General features: G+C 72.4%; 13 protein-coding genes and 1 pseudogene. 11 read left to right on the forward strand and 3 right to left on the reverse strand.

Going from position 1 to position 17,157, the window contains the following annotated elements; all coding sequences use genetic code 11:
• The first annotated feature begins 477 nt into the window (after positions 1 to 477).
• From guaA to ACFV4P_RS21490, 3 genes and pseudogenes are all read left to right on the forward strand, one after another.
• Entirely contained in the window at positions 478 to 2,061 is a 1,584-nt protein-coding gene (guaA, locus tag ACFV4P_RS21480) for a glutamine-hydrolyzing GMP synthase (protein WP_380473329.1), read from the forward strand.
• A 143-nt stretch (positions 2,062 to 2,204) separates the two neighbouring features.
• Positions 2,205 to 2,726: pseudogene (locus ACFV4P_RS21485) on the forward strand (DoxX family membrane protein); the annotation flags it as partial.
• Positions 2,727 to 2,756: 30 nt separating this feature from the next.
• Positions 2,757 to 3,221, forward strand: a complete 465-nt coding sequence (locus tag ACFV4P_RS21490) for a ubiquinol-cytochrome c reductase iron-sulfur subunit (RefSeq protein ID WP_380473593.1) — start codon at positions 2,757 to 2,759, stop codon at positions 3,219 to 3,221.
• Here ACFV4P_RS21490 and ACFV4P_RS21495 read toward each other — a convergent pair.
• Together ACFV4P_RS21495 and ACFV4P_RS21500 are read right to left on the reverse strand one after the other, a co-directional pair.
• The gene (locus tag ACFV4P_RS21495; protein WP_073808014.1) at positions 3,218 to 3,448 is read right to left on the reverse strand and encodes a hypothetical protein; all 231 of its coding nucleotides are present in this window, start codon (positions 3,446 to 3,448) and stop codon (positions 3,218 to 3,220) included. The genes ACFV4P_RS21490 and ACFV4P_RS21495 overlap by 4 nt on opposite strands.
• Positions 3,448 to 4,965 (reverse strand): PspC domain-containing protein, encoded by a 1,518-nt coding sequence (locus ACFV4P_RS21500; protein WP_380473331.1) that lies wholly within the window; start codon positions 4,963 to 4,965, stop codon positions 3,448 to 3,450. The genes ACFV4P_RS21495 and ACFV4P_RS21500 overlap by 1 nt, the downstream gene beginning before the upstream one ends.
• A 134-nt stretch (positions 4,966 to 5,099) precedes the next feature.
• Here ACFV4P_RS21500 and ACFV4P_RS21505 point away from each other — a divergent pair, with 134 nt between their 5' ends.
• From ACFV4P_RS21505 to pcrA, 7 genes are all read left to right on the forward strand, one after another.
• Entirely contained in the window at positions 5,100 to 6,509 is a 1,410-nt protein-coding gene (locus ACFV4P_RS21505) for a PspC domain-containing protein (protein WP_380473333.1), read from the forward strand.
• Positions 6,502 to 7,170, forward strand: a complete 669-nt coding sequence (locus tag ACFV4P_RS21510) for a response regulator transcription factor (protein ID WP_073808020.1) — start codon at positions 6,502 to 6,504, stop codon at positions 7,168 to 7,170. The genes ACFV4P_RS21505 and ACFV4P_RS21510 overlap by 8 nt, the downstream gene beginning before the upstream one ends.
• Positions 7,171 to 7,368: 198 nt before the next feature.
• On the forward strand, positions 7,369 to 8,610 hold the full coding sequence (locus tag ACFV4P_RS21515; protein ID WP_380473335.1) for a glycosyltransferase family 87 protein: 1,242 nt from the start codon (positions 7,369 to 7,371) through the stop codon (positions 8,608 to 8,610).
• 164 nt (positions 8,611 to 8,774) lie between these two features.
• Positions 8,775 to 9,983, forward strand: a complete 1,209-nt coding sequence (locus tag ACFV4P_RS21520; protein WP_380473337.1) for an acyltransferase family protein — start codon at positions 8,775 to 8,777, stop codon at positions 9,981 to 9,983.
• A 91-nt stretch (positions 9,984 to 10,074) separates the two neighbouring features.
• A complete protein-coding gene (locus tag ACFV4P_RS21525) occupies positions 10,075 to 11,616 on the forward strand; it encodes a glycosyltransferase family 39 protein (protein WP_380473339.1) in 1,542 nt (513 codons plus the stop codon).
• A 99-nt stretch (positions 11,617 to 11,715) separates the two neighbouring features.
• Positions 11,716 to 12,927 (forward strand): hypothetical protein, encoded by a 1,212-nt coding sequence (locus ACFV4P_RS21530; RefSeq protein WP_380473341.1) that lies wholly within the window; start codon positions 11,716 to 11,718, stop codon positions 12,925 to 12,927.
• A 64-nt stretch (positions 12,928 to 12,991) separates the two neighbouring features.
• A complete protein-coding gene (gene pcrA / locus ACFV4P_RS21535; protein WP_380473343.1) occupies positions 12,992 to 15,637 on the forward strand; it encodes a DNA helicase PcrA in 2,646 nt (881 codons plus the stop codon).
• Between the two features lie 8 nt (positions 15,638 to 15,645).
• Here the strand turns inward: pcrA and ACFV4P_RS21540 are convergent, their stop codons facing one another.
• A complete protein-coding gene (locus ACFV4P_RS21540; protein WP_380473345.1) occupies positions 15,646 to 16,359 on the reverse strand; it encodes a M23 family metallopeptidase in 714 nt (237 codons plus the stop codon).
• A gap of 282 nt (positions 16,360 to 16,641) precedes the next feature.
• Here ACFV4P_RS21540 and ACFV4P_RS21545 point away from each other — a divergent pair, with 282 nt between their 5' ends.
• The gene (locus ACFV4P_RS21545) at positions 16,642 to 17,049 is read left to right on the forward strand and encodes a cobalamin B12-binding domain-containing protein (RefSeq protein ID WP_073808369.1); all 408 of its coding nucleotides are present in this window, start codon (positions 16,642 to 16,644) and stop codon (positions 17,047 to 17,049) included.
• Positions 17,050 to 17,157: the final 108 nt, after the last annotated feature.

The raw sequence follows: 17,157 nt of genomic DNA on the forward strand, positions 1-17,157 counted from the left end.
AACCGATTCGACGCAAATTCGGGTGAGGCCGGAACCGGACACGGCGCCGCGGAGCGCCGGATCCGACCGGCCGGAGTGGTCACTGTCCGTCATAGTGGCTTGCGGGGCGTACCGGGGCGTACGCCGGAGCGGACGGCAGCCGATGTGTGGCGGCCGGCACCGGTACCGGCCGCCACACTTCGGGTCCGCCCGGTCGCGGACGGGGTCGCTGTCCCCTGCTGACCCGACCGCGGCACCGGGGCGCGGTCCCACGGCGGGCCCGTGCCCGCCACGCGCACCCGATGGACCGGAGAAGATCCACGCGTGGTCCGCCGCCCGCGCCGCCCGCACCTGGAGGGTGTCGGCGTCTCGTGCGGCTCCCGGTGCAACGATTCGCCTCCCGGCACGGTCACGGGCAGCGCGGCGGGCAGTCGGGTGAAACGCTCCCGGTAGACTCGGTGTCGACACCCCTTTTGTACCGCCGCCGGAAGGCCGTCCGTGTCCTCTGTACACCCCCAGTCCCCGCCGGAGAACGACACCGTCCTGGTCGTCGACTTCGGCGCCCAGTACGCCCAGCTCATCGCCCGTCGGGTGCGTGAGGCGCGGGTCTACAGCGAGATCGTGCCGAGCTCCATGCCGGTCGCCGAGATGCTCGCCAAGAACCCCAGGGCGATCATCCTCTCCGGCGGTCCGTCGTCGGTGTACGAGGAGGGCGCTCCGCAGCTCGATCGTGCGATCTTCGAGGCCGGGGTTCCGGTGTTCGGCATGTGCTACGGCTTCCAGCTGATGGCCACCGTCCTCGGCGGCACCGTCGACAACAGCGGCGCCCGTGAGTACGGCCGCACCCCGCTGACCGTCTCGCGCTCCGGCTCGACCCTGTTCGAGGGCACCCCGGACAAGCACTCGGTGTGGATGTCGCACGGCGACGCCTGCTCGGCCGCGCCCGAGGGCTTCACCGTCACCGCCTCCACCGACGTCGTGCCGGTCGCCGCGTTCGAGAACGACGAGCGCAGGCTGTACGGCGTGCAGTACCACCCCGAGGTGCTGCACTCCGAGCACGGCCAGCAGGTGCTGGAGCACTTCCTGTACCGCGGCGCGGGCATCGAGCCGAACTGGACCACCACCAACGTGGTCGAGGAGCAGGTCGCGCTGATCCGCGAGCAGGTCGGCGACAAGCGCGCCATCTGCGGCCTGTCCGGCGGCGTGGACTCCGCCGTCGCCGCCGCCCTGGTGCAGCGCGCCATCGGCGACCGGCTGACCTGCGTCTACGTCGACCACGGTCTGATGCGCAAGGACGAGACCGCGCAGGTCGAGAAGGACTTCGTCGCGGCCACCGGCGTCAAGCTGGTCGTGGTCGACGCCGAGGAGCGCTTCCTGGACGCGCTGAAGGGCGTCTCCGACCCCGAGCAGAAGCGCAAGATCATCGGCCGCGAGTTCATCCGCGTCTTCGAGCAGGCCCAGGCCGACATCATCGCCGACGAGGGCCCCGCCGTGGAGTTCCTGGTCCAGGGCACCCTCTACCCGGACGTGGTGGAGTCCGGCGGCGGCACCGGCACCGCCAACATCAAGTCGCACCACAACGTGGGCGGCCTCCCCGAGGACCTGGAGTTCCAGCTCGTCGAGCCGCTGCGCAAGCTGTTCAAGGACGAGGTCCGGATGGTCGGCCAGGAGCTCGGCCTGCCCGCCGAGATCGTCCAGCGCCAGCCGTTCCCCGGCCCCGGCCTGGGCATCCGCATCGTCGGCGAGGTCACCAAGGAGCGCCTGGACCTGCTCCGCGAGGCCGACGCCATCGCCCGCGAGGAGCTCACCGCGGCCGGCCTGGACCGCGAGATCTGGCAGTGCCCCGTGGTGCTGCTGGCCGACGTCCGCTCGGTCGGCGTGCAGGGCGACGGCCGCACCTACGGTCACCCGATCGTGCTGCGCCCGGTTTCGTCCGAGGACGCCATGACCGCCGACTGGTCGCGCCTGCCCTACGAGGTGCTGGCGAAGATCTCCACCCGGATCACCAACGAGGTCAAGGACGTCAACCGCGTCGTGCTGGACTGCACCTCCAAGCCGCCGGGCACCATCGAGTGGGAGTAGTCCCACCGGCAACCGTGTGACCACGCCGCCGCTCCCCGACAGCAGGGGAGTGGCGGCGCCGTCATGTGCGGGCGGCACCCGGCACAATCGGACCCGGTCCTGTCGGCGGTCGGCAGGCGGCGCGAGACAGAAGGGGCGGCAACATGGCGACAGGGACGGCGACGAGCCCGCAGGAGGACCGCCGCGGCACGGCGGCCCGGATCGGGCGGTGGAAGGCGACGGCCTCGCGGCTCGCCCTGCTGCCGCTGCGGCTGTTCCTCGGGACGACCTTCGTCTACGCCGCCTTCGACAAGCTCTCCGACCCGCACTACCTGGCCGGCGCCGGCGACGCCGCGTCCTTCTACGCGCAGACGCAGGCCGCCGAGGCCGGCAGCCCGGTCGGCTGGGCGCTCGGCCCGGCGCTGCACGCCCCCACCTTCTTCGGCCTGCTGATCGCCTTCGGCGAGCTCGCCGTCGGCCTCGGCACCCTGTTCGGCCTGTGGGGCCGGGTCGCCGCCCTCGGCGGCGCACTGCTCAGCGCCACCCTCTGGCTGACCGTCAGCTTCCACACCACCCCGTACTACCTGGGCAACGACCTCGCCTACCTGCTGGCCTGGACGCCGCTGCTGCTGGCCGGCACCCCCTACCTGTCGGTGGACGGCTACCTCGCCGCCCGGGCCGCCCGGGACCGCGCCCGCGGCCTCGCCGAGGACGCGGTGCGCCGCCGCGCCCTGCTGGACGGCGGCATCGCGGCCGTCGCGCTCGGCGGCGCCGGCCTGCTGTCCGGCTCGCTCACCGCCGCCTTCGGCCGCGAGGACCTCCCGCCCGCCGCCGCCGCGCCCGGCCCCGCCGCCCCCCGGCCGGCCGGCGACGCGCCGAGCGTCCCCGCCGCGCAGGTCCCGGTCGGCGGCTCCGCCACCGTCAAGGACCCCGCCAGTGGGGACGCCGTGTACATCGTCCAGCCGTCCGCCGGGAAGTACGCCGGTCTGTCCTCGGTCTGCACCCACTCCGGGTGCGCGGTCAACCCGCCCAAGGACGGCCGGCTGTACTGCCCCTGCCACGGCTCCACGTTCGACGCCGCCACCGGCGCCGTGATCACCGGCCCGGCCGTCAAACCGCTGCCCGGCTACGCCGTCACCAAGAACGGCGAGCAGCTCGAACTCGGACCGCAGCAGGCCTAGCCGTCCAGCGTGTGATCGTCGTCGCGGGCCCCGCCCCGGCCGCGCCTGGAGACCGCCACCAGCGCGCCGCCGAGGCCGCCCGCGCCGAGCACGATCAGCGCCAGCGGGAGCACGAACCGGCTGTTCACCGACCGGTCGTTCAGCGACGCCACCAGGTACAGCAGGGCCAGGACCGTGAACAGGCCGCCCGCGACCAGCGCGTACAGATCGAACTGATGCTTCCTCATCACCGCTCCACCCTGATGTCACCGATGCCCATCGTCACCGTCAGGTCCAGCACGCCCTTGGACGGCTGCCCCGCCGGGACCTCGATCACCACGTCCTCGTTGACGACCGGGCCGCCGTACTCCTGGCCGTCCGGCAGGCTCACCGAGCCCACCCCGTCGCGCAGCTTCAGCCGCAGCTCCACGCCGGTCGGCACCTGCACCACCGCGGTGCCGATGCCCACCCGCAGCTCGGTGCCGAGGGTGCCGCCCTTCGGGTCCAGCGCCGACAGGTCGAGCCGGGCGTCGCCGATGCCCGCCGTGTACTGCGAGTGCAGGTTGTCCGGCGCGGCCGTCCAGTGGCGGTCGCCGATCGAGTCCGCGACCGTCACCGAGGTGGACGACGCGGCCACCAGGCCCGCCGTCACCAGCAGCGCCAGGAAGGTCAGCCCGCGGGTGCGGCCCCAGCGGGCGCTGAGCATCATCGCCAGGCCCAGCGGCAGCAGCGCCACCGCCAGCACCGTCGACCAGCGGTGGTCGCCGTGGTCGGTCGCCGCGACCGCCCAGGCCGCGCCGACCGACACCAGCACCGCCCACGCGCCCAGCCCCGAACGTCCGCGCTGCCGCCGCCGCTCGGCCTTCCACTCGCGGTGGCGCTGCATGCTCTCCCGGTGCTGCTCCATCGCCTCCCGGTGCGCCCGGCGGCGCTCGTCGGCGCGCTCCCGGTACTGCGCCATCCGCTCCTGGTGGCTGTTCGGGTCGGCGGTCTCCTTGCGCAGCGGGTCGCCGTCCGGCAGGTCGGTGCGCTGCCACCACGGCTGGGCGGGCGCGCCGGGCGGCGGCGTCGCGCCGTACGGGTTGCGCTCCGGGTGCCGCGGGTCCCACAGGTAGCCGGACTGGCCGGTCGGGGGCGTGTCCGCGGGCCGCTCCTCGTGCCGGGCGGCGATCCGCTCCTGCAGGTCGGCGGTGCGGGCCTGCCACTCGCCGCGCAGGTCCCGGCCCATCGCCTCGCCCCAGGTCTTCCAGTCCGCGAACGCGCCGGACGGGTCGAGGCGGTCGTAGGGGCCGCAGGTGCGTTCCGGGCCCGGCTCGTCGCCGCCGAAGCGACGCCGGCGCTCCGGGTCGTAGCGCAGCGCCAGGAACACCAGCGCGGCCAGCAGCAGCAGCGGGAAGAGCTGGTCGCCGTCGTTCATCGAGGAGAAGAACACCCCGGTGCCGATCACCGTCAGCAGCACCGCGCCGACCGACTGGCCGTCCACCCGGCCGGTCAGCACGCGCTGGAGCTCGGTGCGGCCGCCCTCGCCGTCGGCGGCCTCGCGCGGCACCACCAGCCAGGCCAGGCCGTACAGGAACAACCCGAGCCCGCCGGTCAGGCCGAGCACCGCGATCACCACCCGGAACACCACCGGGTCGATGTCCAGGTAGCGGCCGAGCCCGCCGCACACGCCCGCCACCACCCGGTGCCGGGAGGAGCGGGTCAGCGCCGGTCGCGGTTCGGCAGGGGCGTCCGGTGCGTCTCCCGGGATCTGGTCGTCCGTCATGGCATCCATCCTTCCGGGCCGCGGGGCCCCGCCCAACCGTCCCGGGCCCCGGACCGACCCTGAACTGTCCCTGAGGCGGGCTCCGGGCCGAACCCTGATGCGCCGCCGACCGGCCACCTGCGACCATCGGTGCCGTGGCCGTTCCCGAGACCCGAAGCACCGAGACCGCCCCGACCGACACGCCGGCCGGGGCGCCGCCCTACCGTCGGCTCTACCGCAGCCCGCACGGCCGGATCCTCGGCGGCGTCTGCCAGGGCCTGTCGGTGCACCTCGGCGTGCCCGTCACCTGGGTGCGGCTGGCGTTCATCGTGCTGTTCTTCTCGCAGGGCATCGGCACCCTGCTCTACGCGGCGTTCTGGGTGGTGGTCCCGCTCGGCATCGGCGAGGCCGCCCCCGGCCGGGCCCCCGGTGCCGCGCCGGTCGGCGGCCGCTTCGGGCGGCTGCGCGAACTGCTGGAACGCACCTTCCACGGCGAGGACGGCGCCCCCGGTGCCCCCGGTGTCTCCAATGCCTTCGCCGCCGACCCGGAGGCGCGCCCGCAGTCCGGCCCCGCCGCCGGGGCCGGGCAGCGCGGCGGCAGCCTCGGCCAGCTGTTCGCACTGATCGGCCTGGTCATCGGCGTCATGGCGCTGCTGTCCGCGCTCGGCATCCAGACCGCCAAGCCGTACGTGTGGCCGCTGCTCGCGGTCGGCGTCGGCGTCGCCCTGGTGTGGCGGCAGGCCGACGACTCGCGCTGGCAGAACTGGTTCGGCCTGGAGCCCGGCAGCCGCAAGGGCGCCTACCTGCGGGTCGCCGCCGGCGTGCTGCTGGTGGTGGCCGGCATCATCGGCTACTTCCTGATGCAGGGCGTCGCCTCGCCGATCGCCCTGGTCATCGAGTCCTCGCTGGCCGTGGTGGCCGGCGTGCTGGTGCTCGGCGGCCCGTCCATGTTGCGGATGTGGCAGGACCTCGGCGCCGAGCGCACCGCCCGCATCCGCGCCCAGGAGCGCGCCGAGATCGCCGCGCACGTCCACGACTCGGTGCTGCACACCCTGACCCTGATCCAGCGCCGCGCCGAGGACCCCAAGGAGGTGCTGCGCCTGGCCCGCGCCCAGGAACGCGAACTGCGCCTGTGGCTGTACCGCCCCGAGGCCGCCGCCGAGGCCGCGCCCGACACCCTCGCCGAGCAGCTGCGGGAGATCGTCGCCGAGGTCGAGGACCGGCACGGCGTGCCCATCGAGCTGGTCTGCGTCGGCGACTGCCCGATGGACGAGAAGCTCGCCTCGCAGATGCAGGCGGCCAGGGAAGCCATGGTGAACGCCGCCAAGTACGGTGGCGGGGGACCGGTCCAGGTCTTCGCGGAGGTGGAGGGGAGGACGGTGTCGGTGTTCGTCCGCGACCACGGCCCCGGCTTCGACCCCGACGACCTCCCCGAGGACCGCATGGGCGTACGCGAATCGATCATCGGCCGGATGCGGCGCAACGGGGGCACCGCGCGGGTGCGGCCCGCGCCGGACGGCGGGACCGAGGTCGAGCTGGAGATGGAGAGGGCGGCAGATGACTGACGCAGCGGCACCCGAGAGGCGTGCCCGGGTGGTTCTGGTGGACGACCACCGGATGTTCCGCACCGGCGTGCGCGCCGAGATCGGGCGCACCGAGGAGACCGGCATCGACGTGGTCGGCGAGGCCGACGACGTGGAGTCAGCGGTCCGGGTGGTCGCCGAGACCCGGCCCGACGTGGTGCTGCTGGACGTCCACCTGCCCGGCGGCGGCGGCGTCGAGGTGCTGCGCCGCTCGGTGGGCGTGGAAGGGGTGCGGTTCCTCGCACTGTCGGTCTCCGACGCCGCCGACGACGTCATCGGCGTGATCCGCGGCGGCGCCCGCGGCTACGTCACCAAGACCATCACCGGCACCGACCTGGTCAACGCGATCTTCCGGATCTCCGACGGCGACGCGGTGTTCTCGCCGCGGCTGGCCGGCTTCGTGCTCGACGCGTTCGCCGCCACCGACACCCCGCCGGTCGACGAGGACCTCGACCGGCTCACCCAGCGCGAGCGCGAGGTGCTGCGGCTGATCGCCCGCGGCTACGCCTACAAGGAGATCGCCAAGCAGCTGTTCATCTCGGTGAAGACGGTGGAGAGCCACGTCTCCGCGGTGCTGCGCAAGCTCCAGCTGTCCAACCGGCACGAGCTGACCCGCTGGGCCACCGCCCGCCGCCTGGTCTGAGCCGCCCGGGCCCGCGGTCCGCCGCCTGGTCCGAGCCGCCCGGGCCCGCGGTCCGTCGGCTGATCCGAGCCGCCCGGGCCGCGGTCCGGGCGGGCCCGTACCCGCATGCGGTGGGCGTCTCAGGCGTTCGACACCGTGTGATATTTGTACGGATGCGTTCGAGCTGAGCGTGGCGATCGTTCAAACAAGGGGACCAGGGTGGGAATCAAGAAGGCGTCCGCGCCGGACATCAGTCCGTGGCTGCGGGCGAGGGCGTCGGTGCCGGTCGTCGTGGCCGCCGTGCTCGTGTTCTTCGTCACCGTCTACAACGCGCGCCACAGCGGCATCAACATGATGGACAACACGTTCATCGTGAAGGCCGCGCAGACCTTCGTGGACGGGGGCACCCCGTACGCGGACAAGCGGTTCCTGTACTTCCCCAGCTCCGTCCTGGTCGCCGCCCCGATGACCTTCGTCCCGTCGTACTGGCTGGGCTGGCTGGTGCCGGCGCTGACCACGGGCATGGTGCTGCTCGGCTGGCTCTTCGCGGTGCGGATCTTCCGGGTGTCGGTGTTCAGCCGGCTGTCGGTGCTCGGCGTGCTGTTCTTCTGCTTCTTCGGCCCGCTCCGGAACCTGGCGCAGCTGGGCAACTGGACGGCCTATTCGGCACTGGCGCTGCCGGCGGCCCTGCTGCTGGCCAGCCGCGCGCGCTGGGTGTGGGCGGGCGTGGTGATCGGCCTGGCCATCGCGACCAAGCCGATGCTGGTGCCGTTCGCGCTGATCTTCCTGATCGCCCGCCGCCCCAAGGCGTTCGCGGCGGCCGCCGCCGTCCCGCTGGCCCTCTGCGGCGTGGCCGCGGCGATAATGCCGCAGCCCGGCCTGTTCTTCACCAAGACACTGCCGTTCCTGCTGCACGGGCAGGACGAGTTCGCCAGGCCGTACGACGCCTCGTTGGGCACCCTGCTGGCGCGGGTGCACGTCCCGAGCGCGGTGGCGACGGGCGTGGCGGCGCTGCTGGCGCTGGCGCTGCTGGTCGGCGCGTGGCGGCGCTGGAACCGGGGCGACGAGGTGGAGATCCGGCTGGTCGAGACCGGCGTCATGCTGATGGTGGCGGCCAACATCGTCAGCAAGCCGGCCTTCGACCACTACCTGCTGGTGATACTCCCGGTGCTGCTCGCCTCGGTGGTCCGGACCGGCTCGGTGGCCCGTTCGCCGTGGCTGTGGATCGCGCTGATCCCGCGGATGGCCGGGTTCACCCTGCCCTGGTTGGACGTGGTCGAGCACTGGGCGTACTCGGTGGCCGCGGTGAACGTGACTGTCGCGCTGCTCCTGCTCGATCGGGCGTTCCGGCCGGCCGCGGTGGAGAGCGCCGAGGCGTCGGACGGGCGGGCCGCGATGGGCCCCGCCGGTTTTTCCCGCGGCGAGGGGACGCTTTCCGCCACGGCGCAGCCGGGGCGTTGACCATGGTGCGGCCGTGATGTATCCGATATGAGGGTTATCGATCTTTTGCCCGACCGTGGCTGTTTTCGGAGTGTCAGGAGCGCGTAAGGTCTGCTGAGGTCGGCCGGTCCGCGGTGCGGGTCGGCCTTGGCCCTTTTCGCTTCCCCACGCGTCGAGAGTCCGCCATGCCTGCCATTCCCATGCCGTCCCCCCCGGCTGCAGCTGAACCCGCTCCGATCGAGGCCCCTGCGGCCAGGCCGCGGCTGTACGTCCTGGACGGGCTACGGCTGATCGCCTCGCTCGGAGTGGTCGCCTTCCACTGGACGGGTGTCGACATCCACCCGAACGTCTGGGCGGGAACCCCGCAGGCGTTGATGCCGACCATCCATCGGTTCGGCGCCTACGGGTGGATGGGCGTCCAGCTGTTCTTCCTGATCAGCGGCTTCGTCATCTGCATGTCCTGCTGGGGCAAGTCGCCGCGGGCGTACTTCAGCTCCCGGGTGGTGCGACTCTTCCCGGCGTACTGGATCGGTGTCCTGCTGACCACCGCCGTGGTCAACTACTGGCCGACCACGCGCACCGACCGCAAGCCGATGAGCGTCAGCGACGTGCTGACCAACCTCACCATGCTGGAGCGCCCGCTCGGCGTCACGGAGGCGGACGGCGTCTACTGGACGCTCTGGATCGAGCTGCGCTTCTACATCGTGTTCGCGATCATGGTCGCGGTGGGTCTGACGTACCGCCGCCTGCTGGCGTTCTGCATGATCTGGACCACCCTCGTGGTGATCTCCGCGAACGTCGACAGCCCGCTGTTCGGCTACCTGGTCCAGCCCCAGGACGCCCCCTACTTCATCGCCGGCATCGTGCTGTACCTGATCTACCGGTTCGGGGCGAACCCGCTGCTGCTCGGCATGGTGGTGTTCGAGTGGCTGATAGCCCAGAACCGGCTCCACATCACGCAGGGCGGTTACGAGTACGAGGTGCACCACTCGCTCTCCTGGCCCGTCATGGCCGCCCTGTCCGGCGCCGCGTTCCTGGTGATGCTCGGGGTGGCGATGGGGGCCTTCAACTCGATCCGGTGGAAGTGGCTGACCGTGGCCGGCGCCCTGACCTACCCGGTGTACCTGCTGCACCAGGAGATCGGCTGGGCGATGATCCGGCTGGCCCGTCACCAGGGCATCGGCCACAAGACGACACTGGTGCTCTGCCTGGTCTTCATCCTGGCCCTGTCCTGGGTGGTTCACCGCTATGGAGAACGGCCGCTGTCCAAGCTCCTCAAGCGGCTGATGGACGCGAAGACGCTCTCCCTCCCGAAGGCGGACCCGCCGGTCAAGCGGCGCGTACAGGCCCCCGAAGCGGCCGCGGACGACCGGGTTCTGTCCTCGCATTCATGAGCGGAGCCCGATGGCAACTATGGTGTGGCGGGTACCGACCGTTGTACCGGAGGACAGTTCCGGCAGGATCTGAAAGCCAGAGGACGTACGCATGGGTAGTAGCACGGTGACACATGGCGCCACAGAGGCGCCGGGGGACGTGCACCGCGGCCCGCTCCGGCAGCGCGGAGACGCCGGGGCGGCCCTGCTCCGACGCACCTTCTGGCTCTGGCCGGCCCTGCTCACCCTCGGGCTGGGCATCCACGGCAGCTGGCGGCCGGAACTGTGGCGTGACGAGCTGGCGACCTGGAGCGCCGCCGCCCGCAGCACCGACCAGCTGTTCGCCCTGCTGCACCACGTGGACGCGGTGTCGGGGCTGTACTACCTGCTGATGCACTTCTGGATGTCGGCGTTCGGCGACTCGGCCACGGTGCTCCGACTGCCCTCGGCGCTGGCCATGTCCGGCGCCGCGGTGTTCGTCACGCTGATCGGCCGCAAGCAGTTCGACACCAGGACCGGTCTGGTCGCCGGCCTGCTGTTCGCCGTCCTCCCCAGCGTGTCGCGGTACTCCCAGGAGGCCCGTTCCTACGCCTTCGCGGTGCTCGCGGTCGCTGCCGCGACCTGGCTGCTGCTGCGCGCCCTGGAACTCCCGACCTGGCGGCGCTGGCTGCCGTACTCGGTGGCCGTCGCCCTCGCCGGACTGTTCCACATGGTCGCGCTGTGCGTGCTCGTCCCGCACGCCGGCGTGGTGCTGCTGCGCTGGTGGCGGGAGCGCGGCCGGGCGCTGCTGATCGGGTTCCCGGTGGCGGTGCTGGTCGCGCTGGTGCCGGTCGCGCCGCTGGTGCTGCTCGGCCGCCGCCAGGCGGGTCGGCAGATCTCCTGGCTGGCGCAGCCGACCCTGCAGGACTTCGCCAACCTGTGGCACGGCCTGTTCCAGTCGCCGCTGGTCGGCGGCTGCCTGCTGGCGATGGCCGCGCTGCCCGCGGCCTGGCCGAAGGGCCGCCGCCCGGCGTTCGAGATCGGCCTGATCGCGGCACTGCCGGTCGTGCTGATCTGGTTCGCCTCGCAGGGGCAGACCGCCTACTTCCTCGACCGCTACCTGCTGTTCACCGTCCCCGCCTGGGTGGTGCTGGCCGCCGCCGGCCTGACCGCCCTGCGCCCGCGGGTACTGCTCGCGATCGGCCTGATCGGCACGGCGCTGCTCGGCATCCAGGACCAGCAGAACGTCCGGGCGCGGGCTTCGCACGAGTGGGCCGACGAGAAGGGCGCCGCGAAGATCATCGCCGAGGGCTACCGGCCCGGCGACGGTGTCGCCCCGGTGCGCGGCGACGACGAGTTCATGATGCTCGACTTCGCCCTCGACTACTACCTGCCCGAGCAGGTGAAGCCGAAGGACGTGTTCATCACCGCCGACGCGGTGCAGCACAACGACCTGCGCTCGGTCGTCTGCAAGGACCCGGGGGCCTGCGCCGCGGGCGTCGACCGCATCTGGGTGGTCACCTACGGCACCCCCCAGGACCCGTACAAGAACATGTCCTCGGACGAGATCAAGGTGCTCTCCGGCGAGTACACCAGGATCCAGACCAAGCAGGTCCAGGGGATCACCGTGACCCTGGTCGCGCGGAGCAACGCGGGTGCGGCGAGCGGTTCCTGACGGTTCGTCCGCTGCATTTGTCAGTTCGTCGCGAACCGGAGAGGATCGGCGCAGCCGCGGGTAACGGCCCGTCGGCGACCGGTCTCGGAGGACCCTTCGGTGAGTACTGAGCTCTCCCGTGCAGACGACCAGGCCGCGGATTCGGGCGGGGACGAGTCGCGGCGGTCCGTGCTGCGGGGGCTGGTCGGGCCGAGATCCGCCGCCCCCGCCCTGCTGGGGTACATCGCGGTGCGGGCGCTCGGCGTCCTGGTGCTGGTCGCGTGGGGAACACGCCGCAACGAGCACGCGCTGAGCCGACTGGGTGAACTCTGGGACGCGGTGTTCTACCAGCAGATCGCCGAGCACTGGTACGCCGGGGTGGCCCCGGTGCCGGGCCCCTACGGCCCGTACGAGGCGTACGCGTTCTTCCCCGGCTACCCCGCGGCGATCCGCGCCGTCGCCTGGGTGACCCCGCTGTCGTACAGCCAGGCGGCGCTGGCGGTGGCCTGGGTGTCGTCGGTGGCCGCCGCCTGGGGGATCTTCGCGGTGGCCGCGCGGATCTACAACCGCAGGGTCGGCGTGCTCGCGGCCGTGCTGTGGGGCGTGCTGCCGGTCGCCGTGGTCGAGAGCATGGCCTACTCCGAGCTGATGTTCACCGCCTTCGCCGTCTGGGCGGTGTACGCGGCGATGACCCGAAGCTGGGTCGTCGCCGGAACGCTGTCGCTGCTGGCAGGCCTGTGCCGGCCCACCGGCGTCGCGGTGGCGGCCGCGATCGGCTGCGCCGCCCTGTGGGAGCTGATCACCCGCCGGGGCCCGGACGCCCCCGCCTGGTGGCGGCCGGTGCTCGGCGGGCTCATCGCCCCGCTCGGGTTCGTCGGCTACCTCTCCTGGGTCGGGTACGTGAAGGGCAGCTGGGACGGCTACTTCAAGGTCCAGGAGGCGTGGCAGTCGAAGTTCGACTTCGGCCACAGCACCATGAAGTCGTTCGTCCGGCTGCTCGGCCGGAGCGACACCGTGTGGCTGCCGCAGGTCGTGGTGGCGGTGGTGCTGGGCTGCGCGGTGCTGCTGTTCGGGATCTCGGTGATCCAGCGGCAGCCGCTCGTCCTGGTGCTGTTCAGCGCGTTCACGCTGGTGCTGGCGCTGGGCGACGCGTCCTACTTCACCTCCCGGGCCCGGTTCCTGCTGCCCGCGATCGGCCTGCTGATGCCGGCCGCCGCCGCGCTGGCCCGGGTGCGCACCAGGGCGACACTGGTGCTGCTGCTCGCCGGCGCGGCGCTCGGCTCGGCCGCGTACGGCGGGTTCCTGGTCTACATCTATCCGGACGCCCCGTAGGACAGGCCCTGGTTTCTTCGGCCCCGCCGGGGTTGTCGGCGGGGGGCCATAGACTCGAAGGGCCATGACTAGCCTCTTCGATGACCTCCCGCTCCCCGGCTTCGAGCGTCCTGCCGTCGGGTCGAGCCGCCGCCCCGAGGCGGCGCAGCAGCCGCCCCTGACGCTGTGGTCGGACGAGGAGGCGCCGCCCGCGGACGAGCCGTACGACGAGCCGTACGACGAGCCGCCGTACGACCCCGGGTACGGCGCGGAGGAGAGCATCCCGGACGGGCTGTTCGCCACCGACCACGCCGCCGAGAGCGCGCGCGACGCCTGGCACCGCAACGGCGCGGCCCGCACCGTCGTCGACCCGGCCCAGCTGCTGGAGGGCATGAACGACCCGCAGCGCGAGGCCGTGCTGCACCACGGCTCGCCGCTGCTGATCGTGGCCGGCGCGGGCTCCGGCAAGACCCGGGTGCTGACCCACCGGATCGCGTACCTGCTGGCCGCGCGCGGCGTGCAGCCCGGCGAGATCCTGGCGATCACCTTCACCAACAAGGCCGCCGGCGAGATGCGCGAACGCGTCGAGGCGCTGGTCGGCCCGCGCGCCAAGGCGATGTGGGTGTCGACGTTCCACAGCGCGTGCGTCCGCATCCTGCGCCGCGAGGCGAAGCTGCTGAACATGAGCTCCAGCTTCTCCATCTACGACTCGGCGGACTCGCAGCGCCTGATGGCCCTGGTCTGCCGAGACCTGGACCTCGACCCGAAGCAGTTCCCGCCGAAGTCGTTCACCGCGAAGGTCAGCAACCTCAAGAACGAGCTGATCGACGAGGAGACGTACGCCGACCAGGCGGCCAACCCGATGGAGAAGAAGCTCGCCGAGGCGTACTTCCTCTACCAGCGCCGCCTGCGCGAGGCCAACGCGCTGGACTTCGACGACATCATCATGGCCACCGTCAACCTGCTCCAGGCGTTCCCCGACGTCGCCGAGCACTACCGGCGCAGGTTCCGGCACATCCTGGTCGACGAGTACCAGGACACCAACCACGCCCAGTACACCCTGGTGCGGGAGCTGTCCGGCGGCTCCGCCGCGCACGCCCCGCGCAAGACCGTGGACGGCGACTTCGTCGACCCCGCCGAGGCCCGCCTCGCGCAGATCGCGCCCGCCGAACTGTGCGTGGTCGGCGACGCCGACCAGTCGATCTACGCCTTCCGCGGCGCGACGATCCGCAACATCCTCCAGTTCGAGGAGGACTACCCGAACGCGACGACGATCCTGCTGGAGCAGAACTACCGCTCCACGCAGACCATCCTGACCGCCGCGAACTCGGTCATCGAACGCAACACCAACCGCCGCAAGAAGAACCTGTGGACGGCCGGCGACCAGGGCGAGCAGGTGGTCGGCTACGTCGCCGACGACGAGCACGGCGAGGCCCAGTTCATCGCCGACGAGATCGACCGGCTCACCGACGCCGGCCACGCCCGCCCCGGCGACGTGGCGATCTTCTACCGCACCAACGCGCAGTCCCGGGTGTTCGAGGAGGTGTTCATCCGGGTCGGCCTGCCGTACAAGGTGGTCGGCGGCGTGCGCTTCTACGAGCGCAAGGAGGTCAAGGACGTCCTCGCGTACCTGCGGGTGCTGTCCAACCCGGAGGACACCGTGCCGCTGCGCCGGATCCTCAACGTGCCCAAGCGCGGCATCGGCGAACGCGCCGAGGCGATGATCGACGCGCTCTCCTCCCGCGAGCGGATCTCCTTCGCCGCCGCGCTGCGCCGGGTCGACGAGGCGTACGGCATGGCGGCGCGCTCCGCCAACGCCGTGAAGAAGTTCAACGAGCTGATGTCCGGGCTGCGGCAGGTCGTCGAGTCCGGGGCCGGTCCGGCCGCCGTGCTGGAGGCCGTGCTGGAGGAGACCGGGTACCTGGCCGAACTCCAGTCCTCCACCGACCCGCAGGACGAGACCCGGGTGGAGAACCTCCAGGAGCTCGCCTCGGTCGCCCTGGAGTACGAGAAGGACCCGGGGGAGCGGCCGGAGGGAGACGAGGGCCCGCCGGTGGGCTCGCTCGCCGACTTCCTGGAGCGGGTCGCGCTGGTCGCGGACTCCGACCAGATCCCCGACGACGAGGACGGCGCGGGCGTCATCACGATGATGACGCTGCACACCGCCAAGGGCCTGGAGTTCCCGGTGGTGTTCCTCACCGGCATGGAGGACGGGATCTTCCCGCACATGCGGGCGCTGAACCAGGTCAAGGAGTTGGAGGAGGAGCGGCGGCTCGCCTACGTCGGCCTCACCCGGGCCAGGCAGCGGCTCTACCTGACCAGGTCGGTGCTGCGCAGCGCCTGGGGGCAGCCGTCGTACAACCCGGCGTCCCGGTTCCTGGAGGAGATCCCGGACAACCTGATCGAGTGGAAGCGCACCGGCGCGGCGGCCGTGCCCGCCTCCCGGTTCTCCTCGTCCTCGGGCTCCTCGGGCTCGTCCGGTTCGTCCCGCGGCGGCGGCTTCTCGGCGGGCGCCTCGCCGAAGGCCGGCTGGGGCAAGTCGGCGCGCACCGTGGTGGACCGGGACGTGGTGGCGCTCACCGTCGGCGACCGGGTCAGCCACGACAGCTTCGGGCTGGGCACCGTGGTCGCCACCCAGGGCGTCGGCGACAAGGCCCGGGCCACCGTCGACTTCGGCACCGCCGGGCGCAAGGAACTGCTGCTGCGCTACGCGCCGGTGGAGAAGCTCTAGCCAGGGGCTCAGCGCGGGTCCAGGTGGTGGGCGAGCAGCCACGGCACCGGATCCACGGGCGTCTCGCCGTCGGGCCGTACCTCGAAGTGGAGGTGCGGCCCGGTGCTGTTGCCGGTGCTGCCGGACCAGCCGATCACCTCGCCGGCCCGGACCTCGCCGCGGGTGATCCGGAACGAGCGCAGGTGCCCGTACAGGGTGCGGGTGCCGTCGGGGGCGGTGACGGTCGCCATCCGGCCGTACGCCGGGTGCCAGTGGGTGCTGACCGTGCCGTCGGTGACCGCCAGCACCGGCGTGCCGGTGGGCACCGGGAAGTCGATGCCGGTGTGCCGGGCCGCCCAGTGCGTGCCGGGCTCGCCGAACACCGCGCTCAGGCCGCGCAGCGCCACCGGCAGCGCGAAGTGTCGCGCCAACTCGGCTTCCTGCTCGGCCTGTTCGCGTTCCTCGGCCTGGCGGACGGCCAGTTCGGCGATCTCGTTCGAGGTCGGGCGGTCCGCCCGGTCGGCGTGCTCCGGGGTGGGGCGGGCGACGGTCTGTCGGTCCGGTTCGGCGGGGCGGGCCGCGCCGGCCGGGCGGTGCGCGGGCTGCACGGCGACCGCGGCGGCCGCGAACACGCCCAGCGCCGCCACCGAGGGCAGGGCGACTGCGAGCACCGCCGTCCTGGTGGCGCGGCGGGCCCGCGCCCGGCGATGGGCACGGGCAGCGGCACGGCTGCTGGGGACCACGGCTGTCACCTCGCGGCGGCTCGGGGACGTACGGGAAGAACCGTCGAGACTGTAGCGGTGTCGTGACAGAGCGGACAAAGAGCGCATTTCAGCGGGCGTGGCGCGCCCGCCGGTCGGGGCCGGCAGGGCGGGTGGGCTGTGATTTTCCCCTCCTCTTGACCGGCGGGAAAGGACGGCGGCCCCGCCGGGCCGCTACCCTCCCCTCAGATCTGTTAAAAGTGGTTAACACGCCCCCGCGACGAGGTCGGCCGGGTGGTGGACGACGTGGTCCAGGAGGCAGTGATGGTTGTGTCAGGGCCGATTCGAGTGGTGGTCGCCAAGCCCGGTCTCGACGGGCACGACCGGGGCGCCAAGGTCATCGCGCGGGCGCTGCGCGACGCGGGCATGGAGGTCATCTACACCGGCCTCCACCAGACCCCCGAGCAGATCGTCGACACGGCGATCCAGGAGGACGCGGACGGCATCGGCCTGTCCATCCTGTCCGGCGCGCACATGACGCTCTGCGCCAAGGTCATCGAGCTGCTCAAGGAGCGCGACGCGGCCGACATCAAGGTGTTCTGCGGCGGGATCATCCCGGACGCCGACATCACCGAGCTGAAGGCGCTCGGCGTCGCCGACATCTTCACCCCCGGCACCTCCACCCAGGCCGTGGTGAGCTGGGTCGAGGCGAACCTGCGCGCAGCCGGCTGAACCCGTGCCGCGGCGGGCCCCCCCCCCCCCAACCCCCCCGGCCCCCCCCGGGCCCAAACCCCCCCGGGGGTGGGACCGCAAACCCACCCGCCCCCCCCCGCGGGCCGC

It is taken from the genome of Kitasatospora sp. NPDC059795 (assembly GCF_042732175.1).
Classification (GTDB): domain Bacteria; phylum Actinomycetota; class Actinomycetes; order Streptomycetales; family Streptomycetaceae; genus Kitasatospora.